Source organism: Mesorhizobium sp. M0808 (genome assembly GCF_040320025.1).
GTDB lineage: Bacteria > Pseudomonadota > Alphaproteobacteria > Rhizobiales > Rhizobiaceae > Mesorhizobium.
This window is the reverse complement of record NZ_JAMYOX010000053.1, coordinates 1-17,962: the sequence shown is the minus strand read 5'-3', so window position 1 is coordinate 17,962 and position 17,962 is coordinate 1. Positions and strand designations below refer to the sequence as shown.

General features: G+C 59.0%; 13 protein-coding genes and 4 pseudogenes. 12 read left to right on the top strand and 5 right to left on the bottom strand.

The annotated features are described in order from the left end of the window. Nucleotides 1-5: 5 nt before the first annotated feature. Nucleotides 6-1,262 carry a sarcosine oxidase subunit beta family protein gene (locus NKI25_RS32475; protein WP_353000481.1) on the bottom strand — a complete coding sequence of 419 codons (1,257 nt, stop codon included), beginning with the start codon at nt 1,260-1,262 and terminating at the stop codon, nt 6-8. A gap of 433 nt (nt 1,263-1,695) precedes the next feature. Between NKI25_RS32475 and NKI25_RS32470 the strand changes: the two genes are divergently transcribed. The 4 genes and pseudogenes from NKI25_RS32470 to NKI25_RS32455 all read left to right on the top strand — a co-directional run bounded on the left by NKI25_RS32470 (nt 1,696) and on the right by NKI25_RS32455 (nt 8,267). Beyond that, nucleotides 1,696-2,163, top strand: coding sequence for an Lrp/AsnC family transcriptional regulator (locus NKI25_RS32470; RefSeq protein WP_353000479.1), 468 nt, complete (start codon nt 1,696-1,698; stop codon nt 2,161-2,163). 423 nt (nt 2,164-2,586) lie between these two features. Beyond that, nucleotides 2,587-3,948, top strand: a complete 1,362-nt coding sequence (locus tag NKI25_RS32465) for an ArgE/DapE family deacylase (protein ID WP_353000476.1) — start codon at nt 2,587-2,589, stop codon at nt 3,946-3,948. Between the two features lie 1,074 nt (nt 3,949-5,022). Next, nucleotides 5,023-5,210: pseudogene (locus tag NKI25_RS32460) on the top strand (ATP-binding protein); the annotation flags it as partial. Nucleotides 5,211-7,028: 1,818 nt separating this feature from the next. Further along, nucleotides 7,029-8,267 (top strand): ATP-grasp domain-containing protein, encoded by a 1,239-nt coding sequence (locus tag NKI25_RS32455; protein ID WP_353000475.1) that lies wholly within the window; start codon nt 7,029-7,031, stop codon nt 8,265-8,267. 309 nt (nt 8,268-8,576) lie between these two features. Here NKI25_RS32455 and NKI25_RS32450 read toward each other — a convergent pair. Next, a pseudogene (locus NKI25_RS32450) lies at nt 8,577-9,339 on the bottom strand (LuxR family transcriptional regulator). Nucleotides 9,340-10,478: 1,139 nt separating this feature from the next. Between NKI25_RS32450 and NKI25_RS32445 the strand changes: the two are divergent. After that, nucleotides 10,479-11,711 (top strand): ATP-grasp domain-containing protein, encoded by a 1,233-nt coding sequence (locus NKI25_RS32445; protein ID WP_353000473.1) that lies wholly within the window; start codon nt 10,479-10,481, stop codon nt 11,709-11,711. 261 nt (nt 11,712-11,972) lie between these two features. On the opposite strand, the gene NKI25_RS36615 is transcribed toward NKI25_RS32445, so the two are convergent. Then, nucleotides 11,973-12,170, bottom strand: a complete 198-nt coding sequence (locus NKI25_RS36615; RefSeq protein ID WP_502897477.1) for a hypothetical protein — start codon at nt 12,168-12,170, stop codon at nt 11,973-11,975. 85 nt (nt 12,171-12,255) lie between these two features. Next, a pseudogene (locus NKI25_RS32440) lies at nt 12,256-12,646 on the bottom strand (ATP-binding protein); the annotation flags it as partial. 160 nt (nt 12,647-12,806) lie between these two features. On the opposite strand from NKI25_RS32440, the gene NKI25_RS32435 reads away from it, so the two are divergent. The 7 genes and pseudogenes from NKI25_RS32435 to NKI25_RS32405 all read left to right on the top strand — a co-directional run bounded on the left by NKI25_RS32435 (nt 12,807) and on the right by NKI25_RS32405 (nt 17,885). Beyond that, on the top strand, nt 12,807-13,103 hold the full coding sequence (locus tag NKI25_RS32435) for a hypothetical protein (protein WP_353000471.1): 297 nt from the start codon (nt 12,807-12,809) through the stop codon (nt 13,101-13,103). Between the two features lie 7 nt (nt 13,104-13,110). Then, entirely contained in the window at nt 13,111-13,302 is a 192-nt protein-coding gene (locus NKI25_RS32430; RefSeq protein WP_353000469.1) for a hypothetical protein, read from the top strand. Nucleotides 13,303-13,965: 663 nt separating this feature from the next. After that, entirely contained in the window at nt 13,966-14,469 is a 504-nt protein-coding gene (gene tnpB, locus NKI25_RS32425; RefSeq protein WP_353000467.1) for an IS66 family insertion sequence element accessory protein TnpB, read from the top strand. A 51-nt stretch (nt 14,470-14,520) separates the two neighbouring features. Beyond that, a pseudogene (locus NKI25_RS32420) lies at nt 14,521-15,162 on the top strand (IS66 family transposase); the annotation flags it as partial. A 137-nt stretch (nt 15,163-15,299) separates the two neighbouring features. Continuing rightward, nucleotides 15,300-16,547 (top strand): site-specific integrase, encoded by a 1,248-nt coding sequence (locus tag NKI25_RS32415; RefSeq protein ID WP_353000465.1) that lies wholly within the window; start codon nt 15,300-15,302, stop codon nt 16,545-16,547. Continuing rightward, nucleotides 16,544-17,506, top strand: a complete 963-nt coding sequence (locus NKI25_RS32410; protein WP_353000463.1) for a tyrosine-type recombinase/integrase — start codon at nt 16,544-16,546, stop codon at nt 17,504-17,506. Before NKI25_RS32415 ends, NKI25_RS32410 begins: the two co-directional genes overlap by 4 nt. After that, the gene (locus NKI25_RS32405) at nt 17,499-17,885 is read left to right on the top strand and encodes a site-specific integrase (protein WP_353000462.1); all 387 of its coding nucleotides are present in this window, start codon (nt 17,499-17,501) and stop codon (nt 17,883-17,885) included. The genes NKI25_RS32410 and NKI25_RS32405 overlap by 8 nt, the downstream gene beginning before the upstream one ends. On the opposite strand, the gene NKI25_RS36610 is transcribed toward NKI25_RS32405, so the two are convergent. Further along, nucleotides 17,882-17,962, bottom strand: an 81-nt coding sequence (locus NKI25_RS36610; protein WP_502897481.1) for a transposase domain-containing protein, incomplete at its 5' end; no start/stop codon positions are given. The two genes, NKI25_RS32405 and NKI25_RS36610, sit on opposite strands and share 4 nt — an antisense overlap.

The window sequence follows — 17,962 nt, the reverse complement described above, 5'->3', positions numbered from 1 at the left end:
GAACCTCAATGCGCCTTTGGATACGGGCCGGCGCCCGTCTCGTCGATCTGGTACCCGCGCTCGAAGCGTTGCAGCGTGAACTCAGCAATGTCTGGGTGGGGTTCTCCCCTGGCGATAGTCCAGGCGAAGCAATATCCGGAGGCGGGTATCGCCTTGAAGCCGCCGTAGCACCAGCCGCCGTTCAGCCAGAGTCCCTCAATGGGCATCTTGCCGATGATGGGAGAGCCATCCATTGTCATATCCATGGCGCCCGCCCAATGGCGCAGAAGCCTTAGTCGCGACAACGACGGCATCAGTGCTTTTGCGCTTTGCAGCGTGTGCTCAATGATCGGGAGCCCACCGCGCTGCGCATATGAATTGAACCCGTCAAGGTCGCCCCCTAGCACGAGCCCTCCCTTATCTGACTGACTGATGTAGAAGTGCTCCGCTCCGAAAATGATCACGTGATCAACAAGAGGCTTCAGCGGTTCGGTGACAAACGCCTGAAGGACGTGGGTTTCAATCGGCAAACGGAGCCCTGCTTTGGCTGCAAGGTGGCTAGTGTGGCCGGCAACCGCGAGCACCACCTTGTTTGCCCGGATCGAGCCGCGAGTTGTCTCAACCCCGACTATCTTTCCCTCGTCCCATAGATAGCCAGTTACTTCACACTGCTGGATAAGATCGACACCTTCTTTGTCTGCGCCGCGCGCATAGCCCCACGCAACAGCGTCGTGGCGCGCCGTGCCCGCGCGCGCCTGGTGTGCTGCGCCGTATATTGGAAAGCGCGCATTGTCTGAATAATCCAGGTAGGGGAGCCGCTTCTTGATCTCAGCACGATCGAACAGTTCGGCATCGATGCCGTTGGCACGCATGATGTTGGTACGGCGACGCGCCGTATCCCCCTGCGCGGGTGAATGGAACAAATAGTAGTAACCACGCTGGGACATCATTACGTTATAGTTCAGTTCCTGGCTTAGGTTTTCCCACAGTTGCATAGAGCGCTCATAGAACATCGTGTTGCCAGGCATCATGTAGTTCGAGCGGACAATAGTCGTGTTACGGCCCGTATTGCCGCCGCCAAGCCAACCCCTCTCGAGGACCGCGACGTTTCGTACCCCATGCTCCTTGGCGAGGTAGTATGCGGTGGCAAGGCCATGACCACCACCACCTACGATCACTACGTCGTAACTTGGCTTCGGCGCGGGGTCGCGCCACGCGCGCGACCAGTGTTTGTTCCCCGACAGTCCATTTCGCAGAATCGAAAAGGCGGTATAGTGGCTCATGCAAACTCCTCGCGAAAATCGGAACTCTTGCCGGCTCCAGAGAATTAGGCTTAGCTTCGGGCCGCGATTTACAGTTGTTCCGAGTGGATACCTGCGAAAGAACTTAGCGATCGTAAGGGCGCAGCCGACAACCTGTGATTCCGTTGGCTCGCCATACAATGTTTCAAGGACGCGCTACGATAGAGACGACCGGGGTCATCGTTCGACAGAGCCGACGTTGTCACGACGGTCTGAGTGAACGGAGCTCCTGCCCCACCCACGTTGTCAGCATCTCGAAGTAGCGCTGGTCTGCGCCGCGAGCATACTAACAGTTCTCCAATGAGTTGGACCGGAATTTCAAAGTTCGGAAGCTCCTCCCAAAGCGTTTATGTCAAGATCATAAGGTGGCGTCATGCGTAGCGTAAAGCTCAATTCCGCTCACCGAATGCTAGTAATGTTCAGCAAATTGCTATATAAAAATCGACAGATTGCGCGGGGCTATGCGATGGACGATTTCGACAGGCAGCTAGTTGCACTCCTCAGGTTGGATGGGCGAATGCCAATCGCGGTACTTGCACAGAAGCTGCAGGTCTCAAGAGGGACGATACAGAAACGCCTCGATCGCTTGATATCGTCCGGTGCGGTGCGCGGGTTCACCGTGCGCACTCGGCAAGAGTTGGACGAGACGGTCTTGCGCGCAATGATGAGTGTGAAAACCTCAAGTAAGAAGCCCGCCGCGCTCATTAAGGCGCTCAACGGGGTTCCTGAAGTTGTCTCACTTAATACAACGAACGGAGTATGGGATTATATCGCCGAACTTCGCGCTGCAAGCCTCGCGGATTTAGACCGTGCGCTACGAGAAATACGGAGCATTGACGGTGTTGCGTCGACAGAAACCAGTATTTTGCTTGGCGCCGTATGAAAGTTTGTCCGCATCCTTCTTTTAGCTGAGACCGCCATCACCGTTCAGGAGGCGGCCCATTTCGTTTGACGTTTTCGATTTCATCATTGCACGAGTTACGCTCTCGTCGACTCCGTAACACGCCCGGCTCATAATTTCGCATTCCGTTTCCGCCGAGATCAGGTGGTCTGAATGCTTTGGTGATGTGCTAGATTTTTTTAGGGCGGGACTGCGGCTGGCATGCGTTCGCCCGTTCGAGGAAGCGTGATCAGCGGCCGGGATGAAGATCGTCGCTTAACCCCCGTTCGAACCTAATGGCCATTTCTCCATAGCACTTTGCATAACAAAACTAGCATTTGGGTAGCAAACGTGAGCTTTACGCTGCGCACGGAGCAGCGATACATCCTATTGAAGAATTCAGGAGAGCAATTCAGGAGAGCAAACGTGAACGAACCCCCAGCTTTACGGCATCCCGCTGTTGAGGTTGCACTCGACAGACGTCCATTGGTGCCCGCGGATATTGAGCGCATCATCAAGGCCATTGAGGACCGCTTCGATGAGCAGGTCGAGTTTTTGCAGCAGCTGGTGCGTGCTGCCTCTGTTCGAGGCAATGAAGCTGGTGTTCAGAAAATTGTCTCCAATGCTCTCGAAAATCGAGGCTATGACGTTCGCAGCTTCGCGATCGATCCAGCTCGCATCGGAAAGGATCCGGCTTTCTCACCGACCAGATTTGACCTCAAAAATTCTACCATTGTTGTTGGCTCGAAGCAGTCAACGCGAGAAGGCGGTCGGTCTCTGGCACTCAACGCACATGTCGATGTGGTGCCAGTCGGCACAAGCGCCCGATGGAGATATGAGCCGTTTTCGGCCACTCGTGACGGGGAATGGCTCTATGGCCGTGGCGCGGGTGACATGAAAGCTGGCCTGACTGCAAACCTGTTTGCCCTCGACGCGCTGTCGACCGCGGGTTTCGAGCTGAAGGGGGCGGTCCAGTTTCAGTCAGTCATTGAAGAAGAGACCACGGGCAATGGAGCGGCAATGGTTCTCGCGGAGGGCTTCCGCGCCGATGCAGTTCTTATACCTGAGCCTACCGATGAGAAGGTTGTCAGCGCCAATACCGGCGTCATGAAATTCGCTATCACGGTCCAAGGGGTTCCCGCTCACCCATTCGAGGTCGCCGCCGGTAGGAGCGCAATCGACATTGCAATTCGGACTATCGAGCATTTGCGCCAGCTCGAACAAGAGTGGATTGCAGAGCAACCCATAGCTCAGCCTGATTTCGCCGGCGTCGACAACCCAATAGCTTTGACGATCGGCACGATATCGGGAGGCGAGTGGCTCGCCTCGGTGCCAAGCGAGTGCCGTTTTGAGGGCCGCATTGGCTTCTACCCCGGCGAGATGGCAGAGGCCCGCGCGGTAAGGTTTGAGAGCTTTCTCAGAGAGGCCTTTCTGAATGACCCGCAACTCAAAGGATGCCCTGAGCCGGAGATCGAGTGGGTCGGTGTCAAGCAGGGGGGATATGTTCTCGCGGCAGGAAACGAAGCAGAAGCACTTCTGGCAAAAGCGCACTCACTCGCCGCCAGTTCCGAAAGGGAACTTCAGCGCTTCGTAATGCCCTGCTACCTCGACGCCGCTGTCTTTGCCCTACACGGCGACATGACCAGCCTTGTCTACGGACCGGTTGCCGAAAACATTCACGCTATCGATGAGCGAGTGAGCCTGCCGTCGCTGTTGCGGGTTACAAAAGCTATCGCTCTGTTTGCGGCGGCTTGGTGTGGAATACAGGCTCGCGCCGAGCAAGTGTAGCCCTACGACAAAGAGCATGGGTCCGACCGTGAGCGCGACGAGCAGCCTATCCGTCGCACGGGATTGGAACGTCAATCGCGGTCTCCTCGGTCTGGCGGCGGAAGGCGGGGCTGGTGAAGTCGTGTCGACGGGGACGACAGCACTGCAGTTGGTGGCGATCACAATTACCTCTTCAGGCTGCAGCATCTCCTCTCCCGCGTCTTGGTTACATGCCACCAGCTGCGTGCCGAGCGGAGCATTCAAAGTACCGATCGTGACCCTGATAGAGTTGCCAGCCAAAGCCTTGATCCAATCAACAACCAGCCGCTTCCCCGATTCATAAGCGAGCGTCAAGCTTCGCTTGTGCGGCGGCTGTCCGATCGTGAGCGACACATCGAGATTGCGATGGTCGCCGTATGCTCCAGCAAAAGCGTCTGGCAGATCGTCATCGGCTATATTCGAGCTACGTGATGCCATGAGAAGCCATTGCCCTTGTCCGGAGCGGTTTCGACGAGACCGGGACCACCTCGCCATCTGCAGGGGTGGGCACATCCAGCAGGAGGCGCAGCACGATGGGGGAGCGGGCTAAACGGTCACGGTAGACGACTTCCACAGACCGTTCTCTGGTCGGAATCCCGCAACCGGCCGCCTTGCGATAGCTTTCGCCATCTTCCGTCCGAACGAGTGGAATCGAACCGTCGAATGCTGCGTCGAGGAGGACGGCGGCGCCTCTTGCCGGTGAGCGGACGATCTTCCCATTCTAGTAAGCAGAAAATGGAGGCGGAAGATCACTGTGTTCATAAACGGCATCGCCATTGCGCGGTCCTGAAACCAAAGGGTTGGCCTGCCCGTCGACAAATTGCTAGCCTGAGGCGTCAGTCAATACGAGTTGGACTGGATGGAAAAGCAAGCTCGCGACCGTCCACAAGACAGCAATCATAGCCCATGCGTGCAGACGCTTCGGAGATTGGTCCCGTGCTCCAACTTGGCGGCCAAAGGTTCCGTCCCGGCTGCCGGATATTCGTGCCGGTATTTCATCCCGAGGCTGGCCCACCCTGGCCGAGGTTGACAGCGCCACTCAGGGCTTCGGCCCGCGAACTCATCGCCGTGCTGGCAAGGGCCGAACGCGAGGGCCGCCTCCAGGAGCGCATGCGCTTCTTCTGCAGGCCTGCTCTGCTCGTCGTCGACGAGATCGGCTCCCTGCCTGTCGTCCACGGCGCGGCATCAACCTTTCCTTCCAGCTTCGTCAACACCACTATGAGAAGGGCGCAATGATTCTCACCTGACGCGGCTATGCCGAATGGGGCGAGGCGTGAAAAGCGTGGTGCCGGCATTTTGCAAAAGCCCGGCATGGCCCCCGTCCACGACGGCGCAATTTGCATCGTCCGCTATTACACCCAAGCTGGAGGATGGCGCCGGATGCCGCTGTTGGTTATCGCCGAAATCCGTCCAATCGACAGGAACGAGGATGGGATCGGCGTTCGCCGGTGAGAGGAAAAAATGCAGTCGCCCGTCTCGCTTGCGAAGTACCGTGACGAGCTTCCTTCAAGCGCGTGGCACGGCCGAACGACGATTACTTTCTCCAGAAGGGGTGATGGTGGGTAGTCTGTCGAGTGACCGTTCGATCAATCACGACAGCCTGATGACGCGGCGCAGCGAGGATATTCGACAACGGGTACTCCAACTCATCGGAGCATTCCGCGATCCGGGATCTTGGATCATTCTCCGGCGACGAGGCGGCGGAATGGCTTATGAGCCTGCCCACGGGGGCATAGCGCACGATCAGTGGCCGCGGAATGGCTGGTTTCCCTCTTTGTCGTGTGCGCGTGCGAGCCGCCCATCGTGACCGCGATCTAACCGCGCCGCGGAAGTGGCTCCTCACCGAGGAGACTCAAGGACGCAACAGCGTCGAGCAAATACTGGCTCGCCACACTTTCCGCAGGCATCGCCCACACCCATCTGGTCGCTCGGACGCGCGCTCGTGGCATGCCACCCGTTACGAAGGTTGCTGACTCTTTGACTGCCCGCGGAAGCCGGTCGGTCGCTGCAACATCCAACGTCAGTCCACCAGAGAACAAGATCCGGCCGTGCGAATCCGAAAAAGCTGTTTGGCACCAGGCGACGCTTTCCATTCCCTTGTCGGGTGACCATGGCTGGTCAAGCAGGGGGCGGAGGTTGCCGAGCGGCAAGCAGTCGCGCTCATTGAGCGATGAAAATGGAAACGCTCATCCATGCCCCAAAGGCCGGCCGCATCACATCAGGGTTGAAGCTCGCAAGGCGGTCGGACTCGGCGCGGAACTGGCGACGATCCAATGATGTCGCCTTGAACAAGCTCGCGTGAGGGCGAAAGCAACCAAGGGAAAAGCGACATAAACCCAATCGCCCCAGCTCGAACGCCGATGCCATCAACGATGGATGGCCGTTCCGCAATGACCGGCAGTAAATAGATGCACTGGCGCATTGGCTCTCGATTACTCAAGGGAATCGACCAGCCGCCGGTCAAGCCGGTCGAAATGCCCAAAAAGGGCGGGGTCAGCAACTGGCGTACCTTGCGTGGTCGACAGACTGATCCAGCAATCTTTGCTGCAGGGTTCTCCGGGAGCAGTAGGACACCGGCGTTTTTGCGAGCACAGCCATGGCTTGCGCCCGGGCGCGCGCGCATCAGGCAGTGGCCCGAGCGCAACGCTTCAGTTACGAGGGTTACAGCTATAGCTTGACAATGAGTCGAGGGCTTTTCGATCGGGTCAATCACGACAGCCTGTTGGCGCGCGTCGCCCGAAGGTGTCCGGTAACGTGTGCGCGAACTCATCCGAGCATTCCTCAGTGGGGGTGTGATGGAGGACGGCCTGGTCTGTAGGAGGGGCGCAGCCGTCAGGCGCGGCCTGCATCGCAATCCTCCGGAATTCCTCGAGACGCTTCGTGCCGCGCCGCCGGTAATAAAAAGTTGCAACAGGTCCTTCAAACAACTTCACAGAAACTTTGCGACCGCACACCGCTAATAATAGTACCTAATCGCAAAGTCTGAGGTCAGGCAAAGCTAAAAGCTGATGCCGATTGGGCTTGGACCGCCGCACAGCACGCAACCCCGGAGTTACCAGCCAATGACAAGAAGAGCATTTATCCTGGTTGAAGGCCATCCAAGGGGTAATGGTCTGCGCTACGTCCAAGGGGCCAAGCGTCTTGGTCTTCATCCAATTACCCTGTCGGCTGATCCAACTCAGTACGACTATCTTGGGGAGGAAAGAAGTGAGGCAATCCATGTTGATACAGAGAATCTCGATGCGCTGATCCGCGAATGTTGCCAGCTACGTGCGACCTATGACATTGCTGGCATTACTGGCTTTACGGACGTTGACGAAACAACCTATGCGACAATTGGCAAGCTTTGCCGGCACTTCGATCTACCGGGACCAAATCCCGCATCGATTGAACGATGCTGCGACAAATTCGCTCAACGTCAGCTCCTCGAGGAGGGCGGCGTTCCAATCCCTGCTTATCGCTTAGCCGCGAATGCGACGGACGTAGAAAGCTCTGCCGCGGAGATCGGGCTGCCGGTGATTGTCAAGCCAGCCGTAGGCAGTGGCAGCATGGGTGTCCGATTGTGCCGCAACGCCGACGAGTTGGCCGAACATACGATCTATCTGTTGGGCGGCAAACATGTATGGCGGTCTTCACCGAAGATACTGGTCGAAGAATTCGCCCAAGGCCCCTATTATTGCGCCGAAATCATGGGAAATGAAGTTATTGGGATTTCCACGGCGGACCTCGGCCGCCCACCGCATTTCGTCTTTCGTCAATTCACCTTTCCGGCCCTGCTGACCAATGATGAGCATGAGCGTATCGTCGATGTTTCGCTGAGCTGCTTGCGAGCTCTCGACCTCGGCTGGGGGCCAACGAACATTGAATTCCGGTGGACGAAGCGCGGTCCAGTCGTCATTGAAGTCAATCCGCGTCTTGGTGGCGCGCCCGATCCTCAACTGATTCAGTTAGCTTATGGTGTTGATCTCATCACCGAGCACGTCAAGCTTGCCATTGGCGAAGAATGCGATTTACGCAGATGCCATTCGCAGACTGCGGCCGCGCGGTACCTGGTTCCTGATCGCGATGGCACCCTCGATTGGATCGGCGGCGACAGTCGGGCGGCGGCTGTACCAGGTGTCGCCGAGGTCAAATTGTATGTTAAACCCAAGACGCCGATCATCAGGAAAGGCGATTACCGGGACTGGATCGGACATGTCGTTGCCGCTTCACCCAGCCTTGCTCGCACCGAAGCCATCCTTCAGCGTGCCGTCGATTCGATCGATTGGTCGATCACACCATTTTCGACGCTTCGCGAATAGGAACGAGCTGCAACTCATCGCCCTCACCGCGCCAGCGTAGATCAAGCACGAGGCCGACGAGGATGCATTCTGGGAACTTCCACGCTGTTGAAGACATTAAGGCCACTCATCTGCGAGCGACAATCGTTTTCGGGCCGATCTGTGGATGGCGGACGATGTGCCGGCACGCGAATTGAGGAGAATCAAATGCCCGCCGAGATAATCTTGTCCGGCGTGGTGTGCTTGCGCATTGGTCGCCATGCTCTCCGGCCCGAGCCGGCACCGCGGCGGACCTTCAGGTAAGTAGCGTCGATCCATAGGTAGAGTCAATCACCATCGATCGGCCGCTCGGAGAAGGCCTTCACCTCGCGTCGATCTCTTCGCACAGCCGCGAGACTTAGACTCGTGCCCGGCTGCTTGAGTGATCGTCCGCACGCCAAGCTTCTTCTTGGCGTTGTCGAGATGACGGTGCGCTGAGTGATCCCAGGATGTGACCGATGTCCCATGCCGACTTGCCGCGAGCCGCCCATTTCAGACACTCGATCTCCCTTCGGGACAACGCAATGCCATCCACGACGCGGCCGTCACTTAGCTTACGACGGGCATGAATATGGAAGAAGATCGCGATGAGCTGCAGCGCGCGTTCGTATCGGTCGATCATGCGGAAGAACAGTGGTTGCCTTTCATCGGAGGCGAAGGTCAGCGCAGCAAAAAGACCGCGGCGGTCATGGATCGAGATGGTGAAGCCGCAGCGAATGCCGAATTGCGTTGCCTCATCCAGCAATTGTCGCTGTAGCGTGGACAATCCGAGACCGCCGCCGTGCGCATCCCAGCTGAATGTTTCCTGACGACGACGCGCCTGATGGATCACCGGGTCAACCTCTTCATAACGCCTGTGAAGGTAGTGAGATGTCCAGAGCTGAGGATAGTTGGAAAACAGGTCTGTCTTGCGGCCCGGCCTAAGTGAAGGGAAAAGGTAGGCGAAACACGGCAGATCGAGCGAGGAGGCAGCCTCCGCCAAAGCGTTGCGCAGGTCGGTCGTGTCAGCGCTGTCTGCGAGTTGCTCGACAAATCTATGAAAAACGTCTTGCAAAGCTAAACCACAGTGAACTCGCCCAAGGCTTTTGGCCGCACATACCGGAGCGCAGACGGGTCATTCAAAGCGCAGCCATTCAGAGAAGAAGGCCCGGCAGGAGACTAAGCTCGCTGCCGGGCCGGTGCGCCTTGGGAGGGCAATATAGCTTATAGCGGGTCTCTGGAGATTAACCTCGCATGAGCAGCTCAGCCTCACGCGGCGGTCTGGAAGAGCGTCTCCTTTATGATTGAAGCAGGCTGGTCATCCTATGGTCGCCACCATCTCGGTCGCGAAGGGTGTAGTGGTTTTGGCGTCGCATTTTGCGGCATCGGCTCGCTCACCTTCGACGCAAGTTGCCGACGCGCCCAGGTCCTTCGCGTTCACAAGTGGGAGTTCGGCGTTGCGCGACAAACGAGCGAGCAAACACACTCGATAGACGGTGTTGCTGCGATACCTCTCCCAATTGCCGTCCCGCCAAGATTGACCACCAGCAGGCTTCTCTGATTGGGGTCGGTGAGGTCAAGCTTTTCCTGTCTAAACCATTGCTTTCTATGTCGTGTCCTCACGCAGCGTCTCACGTCGCACAGTGCCACCGGCGAAAAGTTCTCCGGCCGTTCCGCCTTCGCGTACAGAACGACCTGCTCATGGGTCAGTCGCAACATCGCTAGGATGTCCTTCACTGTCATTCGGTTTGGCATGGTCCCTCTCAACGTCATCGTGACCAGACTGCCAGAACGGCGCAGCCGAGAACCGACAGTGCTTGAACGATTCCTTCGTCGTTTCGTCATTTAGGATGCCCGCGAGGAGGTGGAGACCGCGCGCGAGCCGATTCTGCTTCCCCACGCAGGTGCAGCGCGGGACGGGGGAAGCAGTTGAAACAAAATCAGGCATTTTTCTGGCGTACTCCCGGCGACGAACCTGTCAAGGCAAGTCTTGACTCCCGAGTTTTTCGCGTTGTGTGGTTAAAGACCTATCGTGGCAGGACGACCCGATGGGTTACAACAGGTCCTTCAAATAACTTTACAGAATCTTTGCAACCGGAAATCGCTGACATCGATACATTCAGTACAAAGTCCGAGGTCACGCACCGCCAAAAAAGCTGATGCCGATTTACCCTCGGACCGCCGTACAGCACGCAACGTCGGAGTTAACGGCCAATGGCAAGAAGAAAAGCGCTCATCCTGGTTGAAGGCCATCCTAGGTGCACTGGTATGCTATACGTCCAAGCAGCCCAGCGTCTTGGTGTTCATCCAATTGTCCTGTCGGCGAATCCGGCTCGGTACGACTACATTGCTGCGGAGGACATTGAGTCAATTCGCGTCGATACAGGCAATCTCGATGCCCTGATCCGCGAATGCTCCCAGCTTCGTGCGACCTATGACATTGCTGGCATTACGTCCGACATAGAGTCGGTCTATGCGACCGTTGGTAAGCTCTGCCGGTATTTCGATCTACCGGGACCGAACGCAGCATCTATTGAACGATGTTGCAACAAATTCACTCAACGTCAGCTCCTCGCGGCGGCCGGCGTACCAATACCTGCTTACCGCTTGGCAACCAATGTGACGGACGTAGAAAGCGCTGCCGCGGAGATCGGACTGCCGGTAATTCTTAAGCCAGCCGTAGGGGCCGGTAGCAGAGGTGTCCGATTGTGCCGCAACGCCGGTGAGTTAGCCGAACATGCTGCCTACCTGCTGGACGGGAAGCACATATGGCGATCTTCGCCGAGGATACTGGTCGAAGAATTCGCACAAGGCCCTTACTATGGCGCCGACATAATGGGAGACGAGGTCATTGGGATTTACGCCGGTGAGTTCGGCCCCCCGCCGCATTTCGTCATTCGTGAAATGACCCATCCGGCCCCGCTGAAAGATGACGAGCATGAGCGTATTGTCGATGTTTCGCTGAGCTGTTTGCAAGCTCTCGGCCTTGGCTGGGGGCCAACGAACGTTGAACTCCGGTGGACGAATCGCGGCCCAGTCGTCATTGAAGTCAATCCGCGTCTGCCTGGCACTCCCACCCCTCAAATAATTCAGTTGGCTTATGGTGTCGATCTAATCACCGGGCATATCAAACTTGCAATCGGCGACGAATGGGACTTGCGCAAAACGCATTCGCAGACTGCGGCCGCCCGAATCCTTGTTTCTGATCGCGATGGCACCATTAATTCGATCGCTGGCGAGAGTCGGGCGGCCGCTGTGTCAGGTGTCGCCGAGGTCAAATTCTATGTTGAACCCAAGACGGCGATCATCAGAAAAGGCGATTCGGGAGACTGGATTGGACATGTCATCGTCGCTTCATCCAGCCCTGCTCGGACCAAGGTGATACTTCAGCGGGCCGTCGATTTAATCGGTTGGTCGATTACACCACTTCCGATCCTTGGCGAATAGAAACAATCTGCGGACATACCTCCACCGGCCATTGGTCTGAGAGACCCCCAGTGAGAGGCTACGACCAGGTCCCAGCTACCCCCGCCCTTCGCCGGAGCCACCGTGCGGGCGTTGAGCGCTCCGGTCTCGAGCTGAGTCACCGATACAGGGATGCCGATTTGGCCGCAACGCAGGTGTCAAGCGAAGTGAGGATTTGACCCCTCCTATTGCCTCACCGGAGAATGTTACCGAGAGTGGTGGTGCCGACATGACCCGCGCGGTTCATCCAGTCGCCGTCGAGGATGATCCGCTCCGCCGTTTCCGCGCGCCATGCCTCACAGCCAGTTGCACTGTCCTCAGAATCTTCTTCGTGAAGCGCGACGGATCGGCACTCATGAGGCGCTGGAGCACCGTGACTGCCGAGAGTGTCGGCTCGGCCTCAAGCCATGTCCGTATCCGGGCCTCGTAAGGCTCCAGCATGCTCGGCCTCTTCGGGTAGGGTTTGATCCGGCGATACGGCCTTCGATACGTGAAGGCGTGTCTCCCCAGCCTGCCAGGCTATCCTCAGGATGCGGTTGCCACCACAGGGATGGCCAAACACGCTGCCCCATTTCGCCCACCGAGCGATTGGAGGTGATCAGGATCGATCCCCGCTCATAACGCCGCGACACCAGTTGGAAGAGCAGATGCGCGGCATTGGCTTCGAACGGGAGATAGCCGAGCTCGTCGATGATCAACAGTTTCGGCCGCGACAGGGTCGTCAGCTGCTTTCGGGTGAACCGTCGTCATGGGCCTTGGCCAGCATCGCCACGAGCGTGGCCGCCGTGACGAACTGGACGCTATGGTTCTGCCGAGAGCCACCGCCAGATGTGTCTTGCCGTACCCGGAGGTCCAAGGAACAGGACCGTGTCGCCATGAGCAATCCAGCGACAGGTTGCGGATTCCGACGTGAAGCCGGCCGCCATTCCGATCAAACACCGGCCACCATTCCGGTATGAAGCCGGCCACCATTCCAACCAAAGACCGGCCGGTTTTCGGCACTGAAGTTCCAGCTTGACCTATGCCGAAGCAACCTGGACCCAGACACTGCCTGATTGGATTGGTTCACACGTCAGGATGTTTCGTTTCTTTGATGGCGTTCCCCGACTGATCGTCCCCGACAATCTGAAGTCGGGCGTCAGCCGCGCCAGCTTCTACGATCCCGAGATCAATCGCAGCTACGGCATGATGGCATCCCATTATGGCGTCGGCGTTCTTCCGGCACGGCCGCGACGGCCGAAGGACAAATCGAAAGTCGAGAACGGCGTGCGTTTCGCCCAGTCATGCATTCTGGGGCGGCTGCGCAACCAGACCTTCTTCTCGCTGGCCGAGGCCAATGCCGCCATTCGCCAGGCACTCGATCGCATCAAATGATCACGTCATGCGTCGGCTGGACGTCAGTCGCCGGCAACTGTTCGAGAGCGTCGAGCGTGCTGCACTGGCAAGCCTTCCGAGCAAAGACTACGAATTCGCCGAGTGGCGTTTGGCCCGCGTCTCGACGGATTACCACGTCGAGTTCAAGATCTTCTTTATTCGGTACCGCACAACCTCATTCGCCAGCAAGTCGATCTGAGAGCAACGGCACGCACCACGAGATCTTCCACCGCGGCAAGCGCATTGCCGTCCATCAGCGCCGCTATGGCGGCCCTCGTCATGGGACGGATCCGGATCATATGCCCAGCTCCCACCGGCGATATGCCGAGTGGACGCCGGATCGTTTCCGTCGCTGGGCCGCATCCGTCGGCCCCGAGACGGAAGGCTTGGTTGTCGCAATCCTGGCCAGCCGCCCACATCCTGAACAAGGCTTTCGAACATGCCCGGGTGTCCTGCGCCTGTTTCGCGATGTCACATGCGATCGGGCCGAAGCGTGTCGGCCCGCGCTGTCGAGATCGGTGGGCTGAACTGCAAGAGCATCGCCTCGCTCATCGCCAATCACGTATCCCCACGGTGACGCACGGTGACGGCCGCCTTGCTGAGGTAGGCTGAAGGCTGCAAGTCCTAGTGCAAGCACTAGGAGTAGCCCTGTGACGAAGCATCAGATTGGAGTGATCACGTCGGTCGAGCGGCGCCGGCGCTGGCCTCGGGAGGAGAAGGAGCGGCTGGTCGCGGCGACGTTCGAGCCTGGGCCAGTGTTTCGGAGATCGCGCGATCGGCGAGCCTTCATGTGAGTCAGCTTTTCCGGTGGCGCAACGAGCTCTGCCAGATCTCCGCGCCGTCCGTGCCGCAGCTTGTTCCCGTGGAGGTCGTCGAGGCGCAGCCACCGCCAATCTCCCGACCGCGCAAGAAGAGCAGCACGGTGACGATCGAGCTTGGCGGCGCCCGTCGGCTGCGGATTGAGAGTATATCGATACCGAAGCGCTCGGCCGGATCCTGGATGTGCTGGAGCGGCGATGATCCCGGTCCCGAGCGGCGTGAAGGTGTGGCTCCCCACTGGCTATATACGGACATGCGCAAGGGCTTCCCCGGCCTCGCATTGATGGTGCAGGAGACCTTGAAGCGCGATCCGCACAGCGGCCACTTGTTCTGCTTCCGCGGGCGTCGAGGAGGGCTGATCAAGGTGATCTGGCATGACGGCCAGGGTGCCTGCCTGTTTACGAAGAAGCTGGAGGGCGGGCGTTTTATTTGGCCCTCTGCGGCTGACGGCACGGTGGTGATCACGCCCGCTCAGCTCGGCTATCTGCTCGAAGGCATCGACTGGTGGATGCCGCAAAAGACCTGGCGTCCGAGCTCGGCGGGATGAGCAAAATCGTTGGCATGGAGGAGCGAATATGATTCCATCGCGCCGTAACCGATGCGGCCCGATCAGCTTCCTGATGATCTTGCCAGTGCGCACGATGATCCTCGCGGAGCGTGCGGCCCGCCGCGAGGCGCAAGCTCTCGCTGCCCGCGCGCAAGCCGTGAACTCGCACTCGGATGCGCTGATCGCGCGACTGCGACTAGATCGAGAAGCTGAAGCGCGACATCCATGGCAGTCGCTCGGAACGCAAAGCCAGGCTTCTTGACCAGATGGAGTTGCAGCTCCGCGTTGCGGTTCGGGCAAGCTGGCCAAGCTTGGCGAGGACGTTACCGAGACGCTGGAGGTGATCCCGCGCCAGTGGAAGGTGATCCAGACCGTGCGCGAGAAGTTCTCTTGCCGCGAATGCGAGAAGATCTCGCAGCCGCCGGCCCTTCCATGTGACCCCGCGCGGCTTTGCCGGACCAAACCTTTTGGCGATGATCCTGTTCGAGAAGTTCGCCCAGCACCAGCCGCTGAACCGGCAAAGCGAGCGCTATGCCCGCGAAGGCATCGACCTCAGCCTCTCCACACTGGCCGACCAGGTCGGAGCCTGTGCCGCGGCGCTGAAGCCGGTGCATGCGCAAGACGACACCACAGTGCCGATTTTGGCGAAGGGCAAGACCGATACGGGCCGCATCTTGGACCTATGTCAGGGATTATGCGCACCCGATGATTATGCGCAGCTCATCGGGACATTTATCCAGTTTTCTTCGGCAGATCAGTGAGATGGTGGCCGGCATTCAAACTAGGCGCTGCGCATAATCCTTCCGAGTCCCATCAACTCGGAGATCAACATGCAAAAAGCGATCATCCTTCAGCCACAGCCCCGCGCTTGGCTGGAGGGCAGTATTCTTCGGCCCTACGTTTCGCAGTACGGTGAGCACTTGCAGCGAAGGCGATATGCGCCGAACACGCAGCGCGCCTATTTGTGCTGCATCGCGCATTTCGCCTATTGGCTGACTCAGGAGGGGTATGACCTGGAAGCGATCGGCCAGGGCGCCGTTATGCGCTTTCTCTCGGAGCACCTGCCGGCGTGCGCCTGCTCCGACCCGGTCCGTCGTTTGCGCCATGAGTTGCAGGCGGCACTGGGCCATCTTTTGGAGGTACTCGAAGCCGGCGGCGTGGTGCTGCAGTATCCTGCCCGCAATTCCGCCATCGAACAGGAGCTGACGCGCTTCGATACCCACATGCGCGATGTCTGGGGATTGGCGGACAACACCCGTCGGAAGCGTTGCCGAGTGGTTGGAGGATTTCTCGTCGAGCATTTCGGCGAGCAGCCGATCTCCCTGGCGACAGTCAACGCCGCATCCATCCGCCGCTTCGTCCTTGGCAATCAGGGGCGAAGACCCACCACCGTCGCCGCGATCGGCGTCATCATTGGCTGCTATCTCCGCTTCCGCAGCATGTCCGGCGACCGGGTGAGCGAACTGAAGGCCGCGATTCCCCGGGTCGCCCACTGGCGGTTGGCATCATTGCCCGAGGTGCTGACCGGCGCCGAGATCGACGAACTGCTGAGTTCCTTTGATCAGGCGTTCCCGTCGCGCCTGCGGGCTTATGCGATGGTGCGGTGTCTGATCGATCTCGGTCTGCGATCCAGCGAAGTCGTCAAGCTGCAGCTTGACGACATCAACTGGGCCGATGGCACGATCAAGCTTGTCGGCACCAAGAGCCGACGCGCGGATGCTCTGCCGCTACCGTCCCAGACGGGAGCGGCGATCGCAGCCTATCTGCACGAGGAGCGGCCCGCGACGTCGAACCGGGCCATATTTGTTCGCCATGTTGCCCCCTACAACGAGCCGATCACGACGAAGAGCGTCAAACGCGCAGTGCTGGCCGGCTACCGACGATGTGGATGGACGCGGACCGGTGTCCACATTCTCCGCCACAGCATGGCGAGCCGACTTCTGCGCGCCGGCGCGCCGATGAAGGAGATTGCAGACATCCTGCGGCATCGAAGCCTCGACACGTCCGCCATTTACGCAAAGGTCGATCTGACCAATCTTGCAGCTGTGGCCCTACCCTGGCCGGGGAGCGCGCAATGACCGGCGCGCGCACCATGCTCTCGCTGGCAAAGGACTATTTGTCCGAACGCCGCGCCCTTGGTTTCGCCCTCAGGATGCAGGGCCATCAAATCACCGCCTTCGCCTTGTTTGCCGACGAGCGCGGTCACAGTGGCCCGCTCACCAACGATATCGTCCTGAACTGGGTGCAAGGCCAGGCCAAACGGGCCAGTCCTTTCTCATGGGCCCGGCGCCTCGAGGCCCTTCGCCCGTTCGCGAGGTATCTTGCCCGGCTCGATCCCGGCACCGATTTCCCACAAACCGCGACCTTTGGTCGTTCACATCGCCGCCTCGCACCGCACGTCTATTCGGAGCAGGAGATCTGCGACCTTGTGACCGCCGCTTCGCGCCTCGCCCCTGAGGGCGGGTTGCGGCCGGCAACCTACGCGAAGATCTTTGGGCTGATCGCCGCTACGGGTCTGCGCCGCTCAGAAGCACTTCACCTGCGCTGCAGCGATGTCAATCTCGATGGAGCGTTCCTTACGGTTCGGAACACGAAGTTCCGCAAATCCAGGCATGCGCCCATACACGCCACCGTCGTAGCCAAGCTACGGCGCTATCTGGAGGTTCGGGCGCGTCCTGGTGCACTCACCGAGGACTCACCGCTGTTCCTGTCTCCGGCGGGTGGATTCCTCGCGGAGCGGAGGATCAATAAGGTTTTCCAGAAGCTTCGCACCAACCTTGGTTGGACCGCGCGGGGCGGCCATGGCAAGGTGCGTATTCACGACCTGCGCCACACCTTCATTTGCCGCCGTATCCAGCTCTGGCACGAGCATGGCGCCGATATCGACAACGCCATGGCGGCGCTCTCGACCTACGTCGGCCACGCCAAGATCTCCGATACTTATTGGTATTTGACCGGCGTCCCGGAACTCATGGCGGTCGCTGGCAAACGATTCGAGCTGTTCGCCTCTACCGTTGGAGAGGGTCATCATGACTGACCCCAAGCTGGCATCGTCCTTCCCCATCCTGCTGCAGCGCTTTTTCGTCGAACATCTGGGCAATCAGCGAGCCGTCAGTTCGCGCACCATCGCCGCCTACCGCGATACCTTCCGATTGTTGCTTGACTTCGCCGAGGCGACGATTGGAAAGGCGCCCACCCGGCTGACCCTGGCCGACCTCGATGCGCAGTTGATCCTGAGCTTCCTCGACCACTTGGAGAAGGAGCGGAGCAACGGCGCCCGTACTCGCAACGCCCGCCTGGCGGCACTTCGCTCTTTCCTTAAGTATGCCGCCCACTACGATCTGACCGCGCTCCCCGTCATAGAACAGGTGCTGGCCATTCCGATGAAACGTAAGCGCGTAGCTGATGCCGTTTAGCGCTGGTAGTTCCAAGGCATGAGCGCCTCGATATCGCTGTTTCGCCAGCCATTGGCGATGCGCTCGAGGGTCTGGGT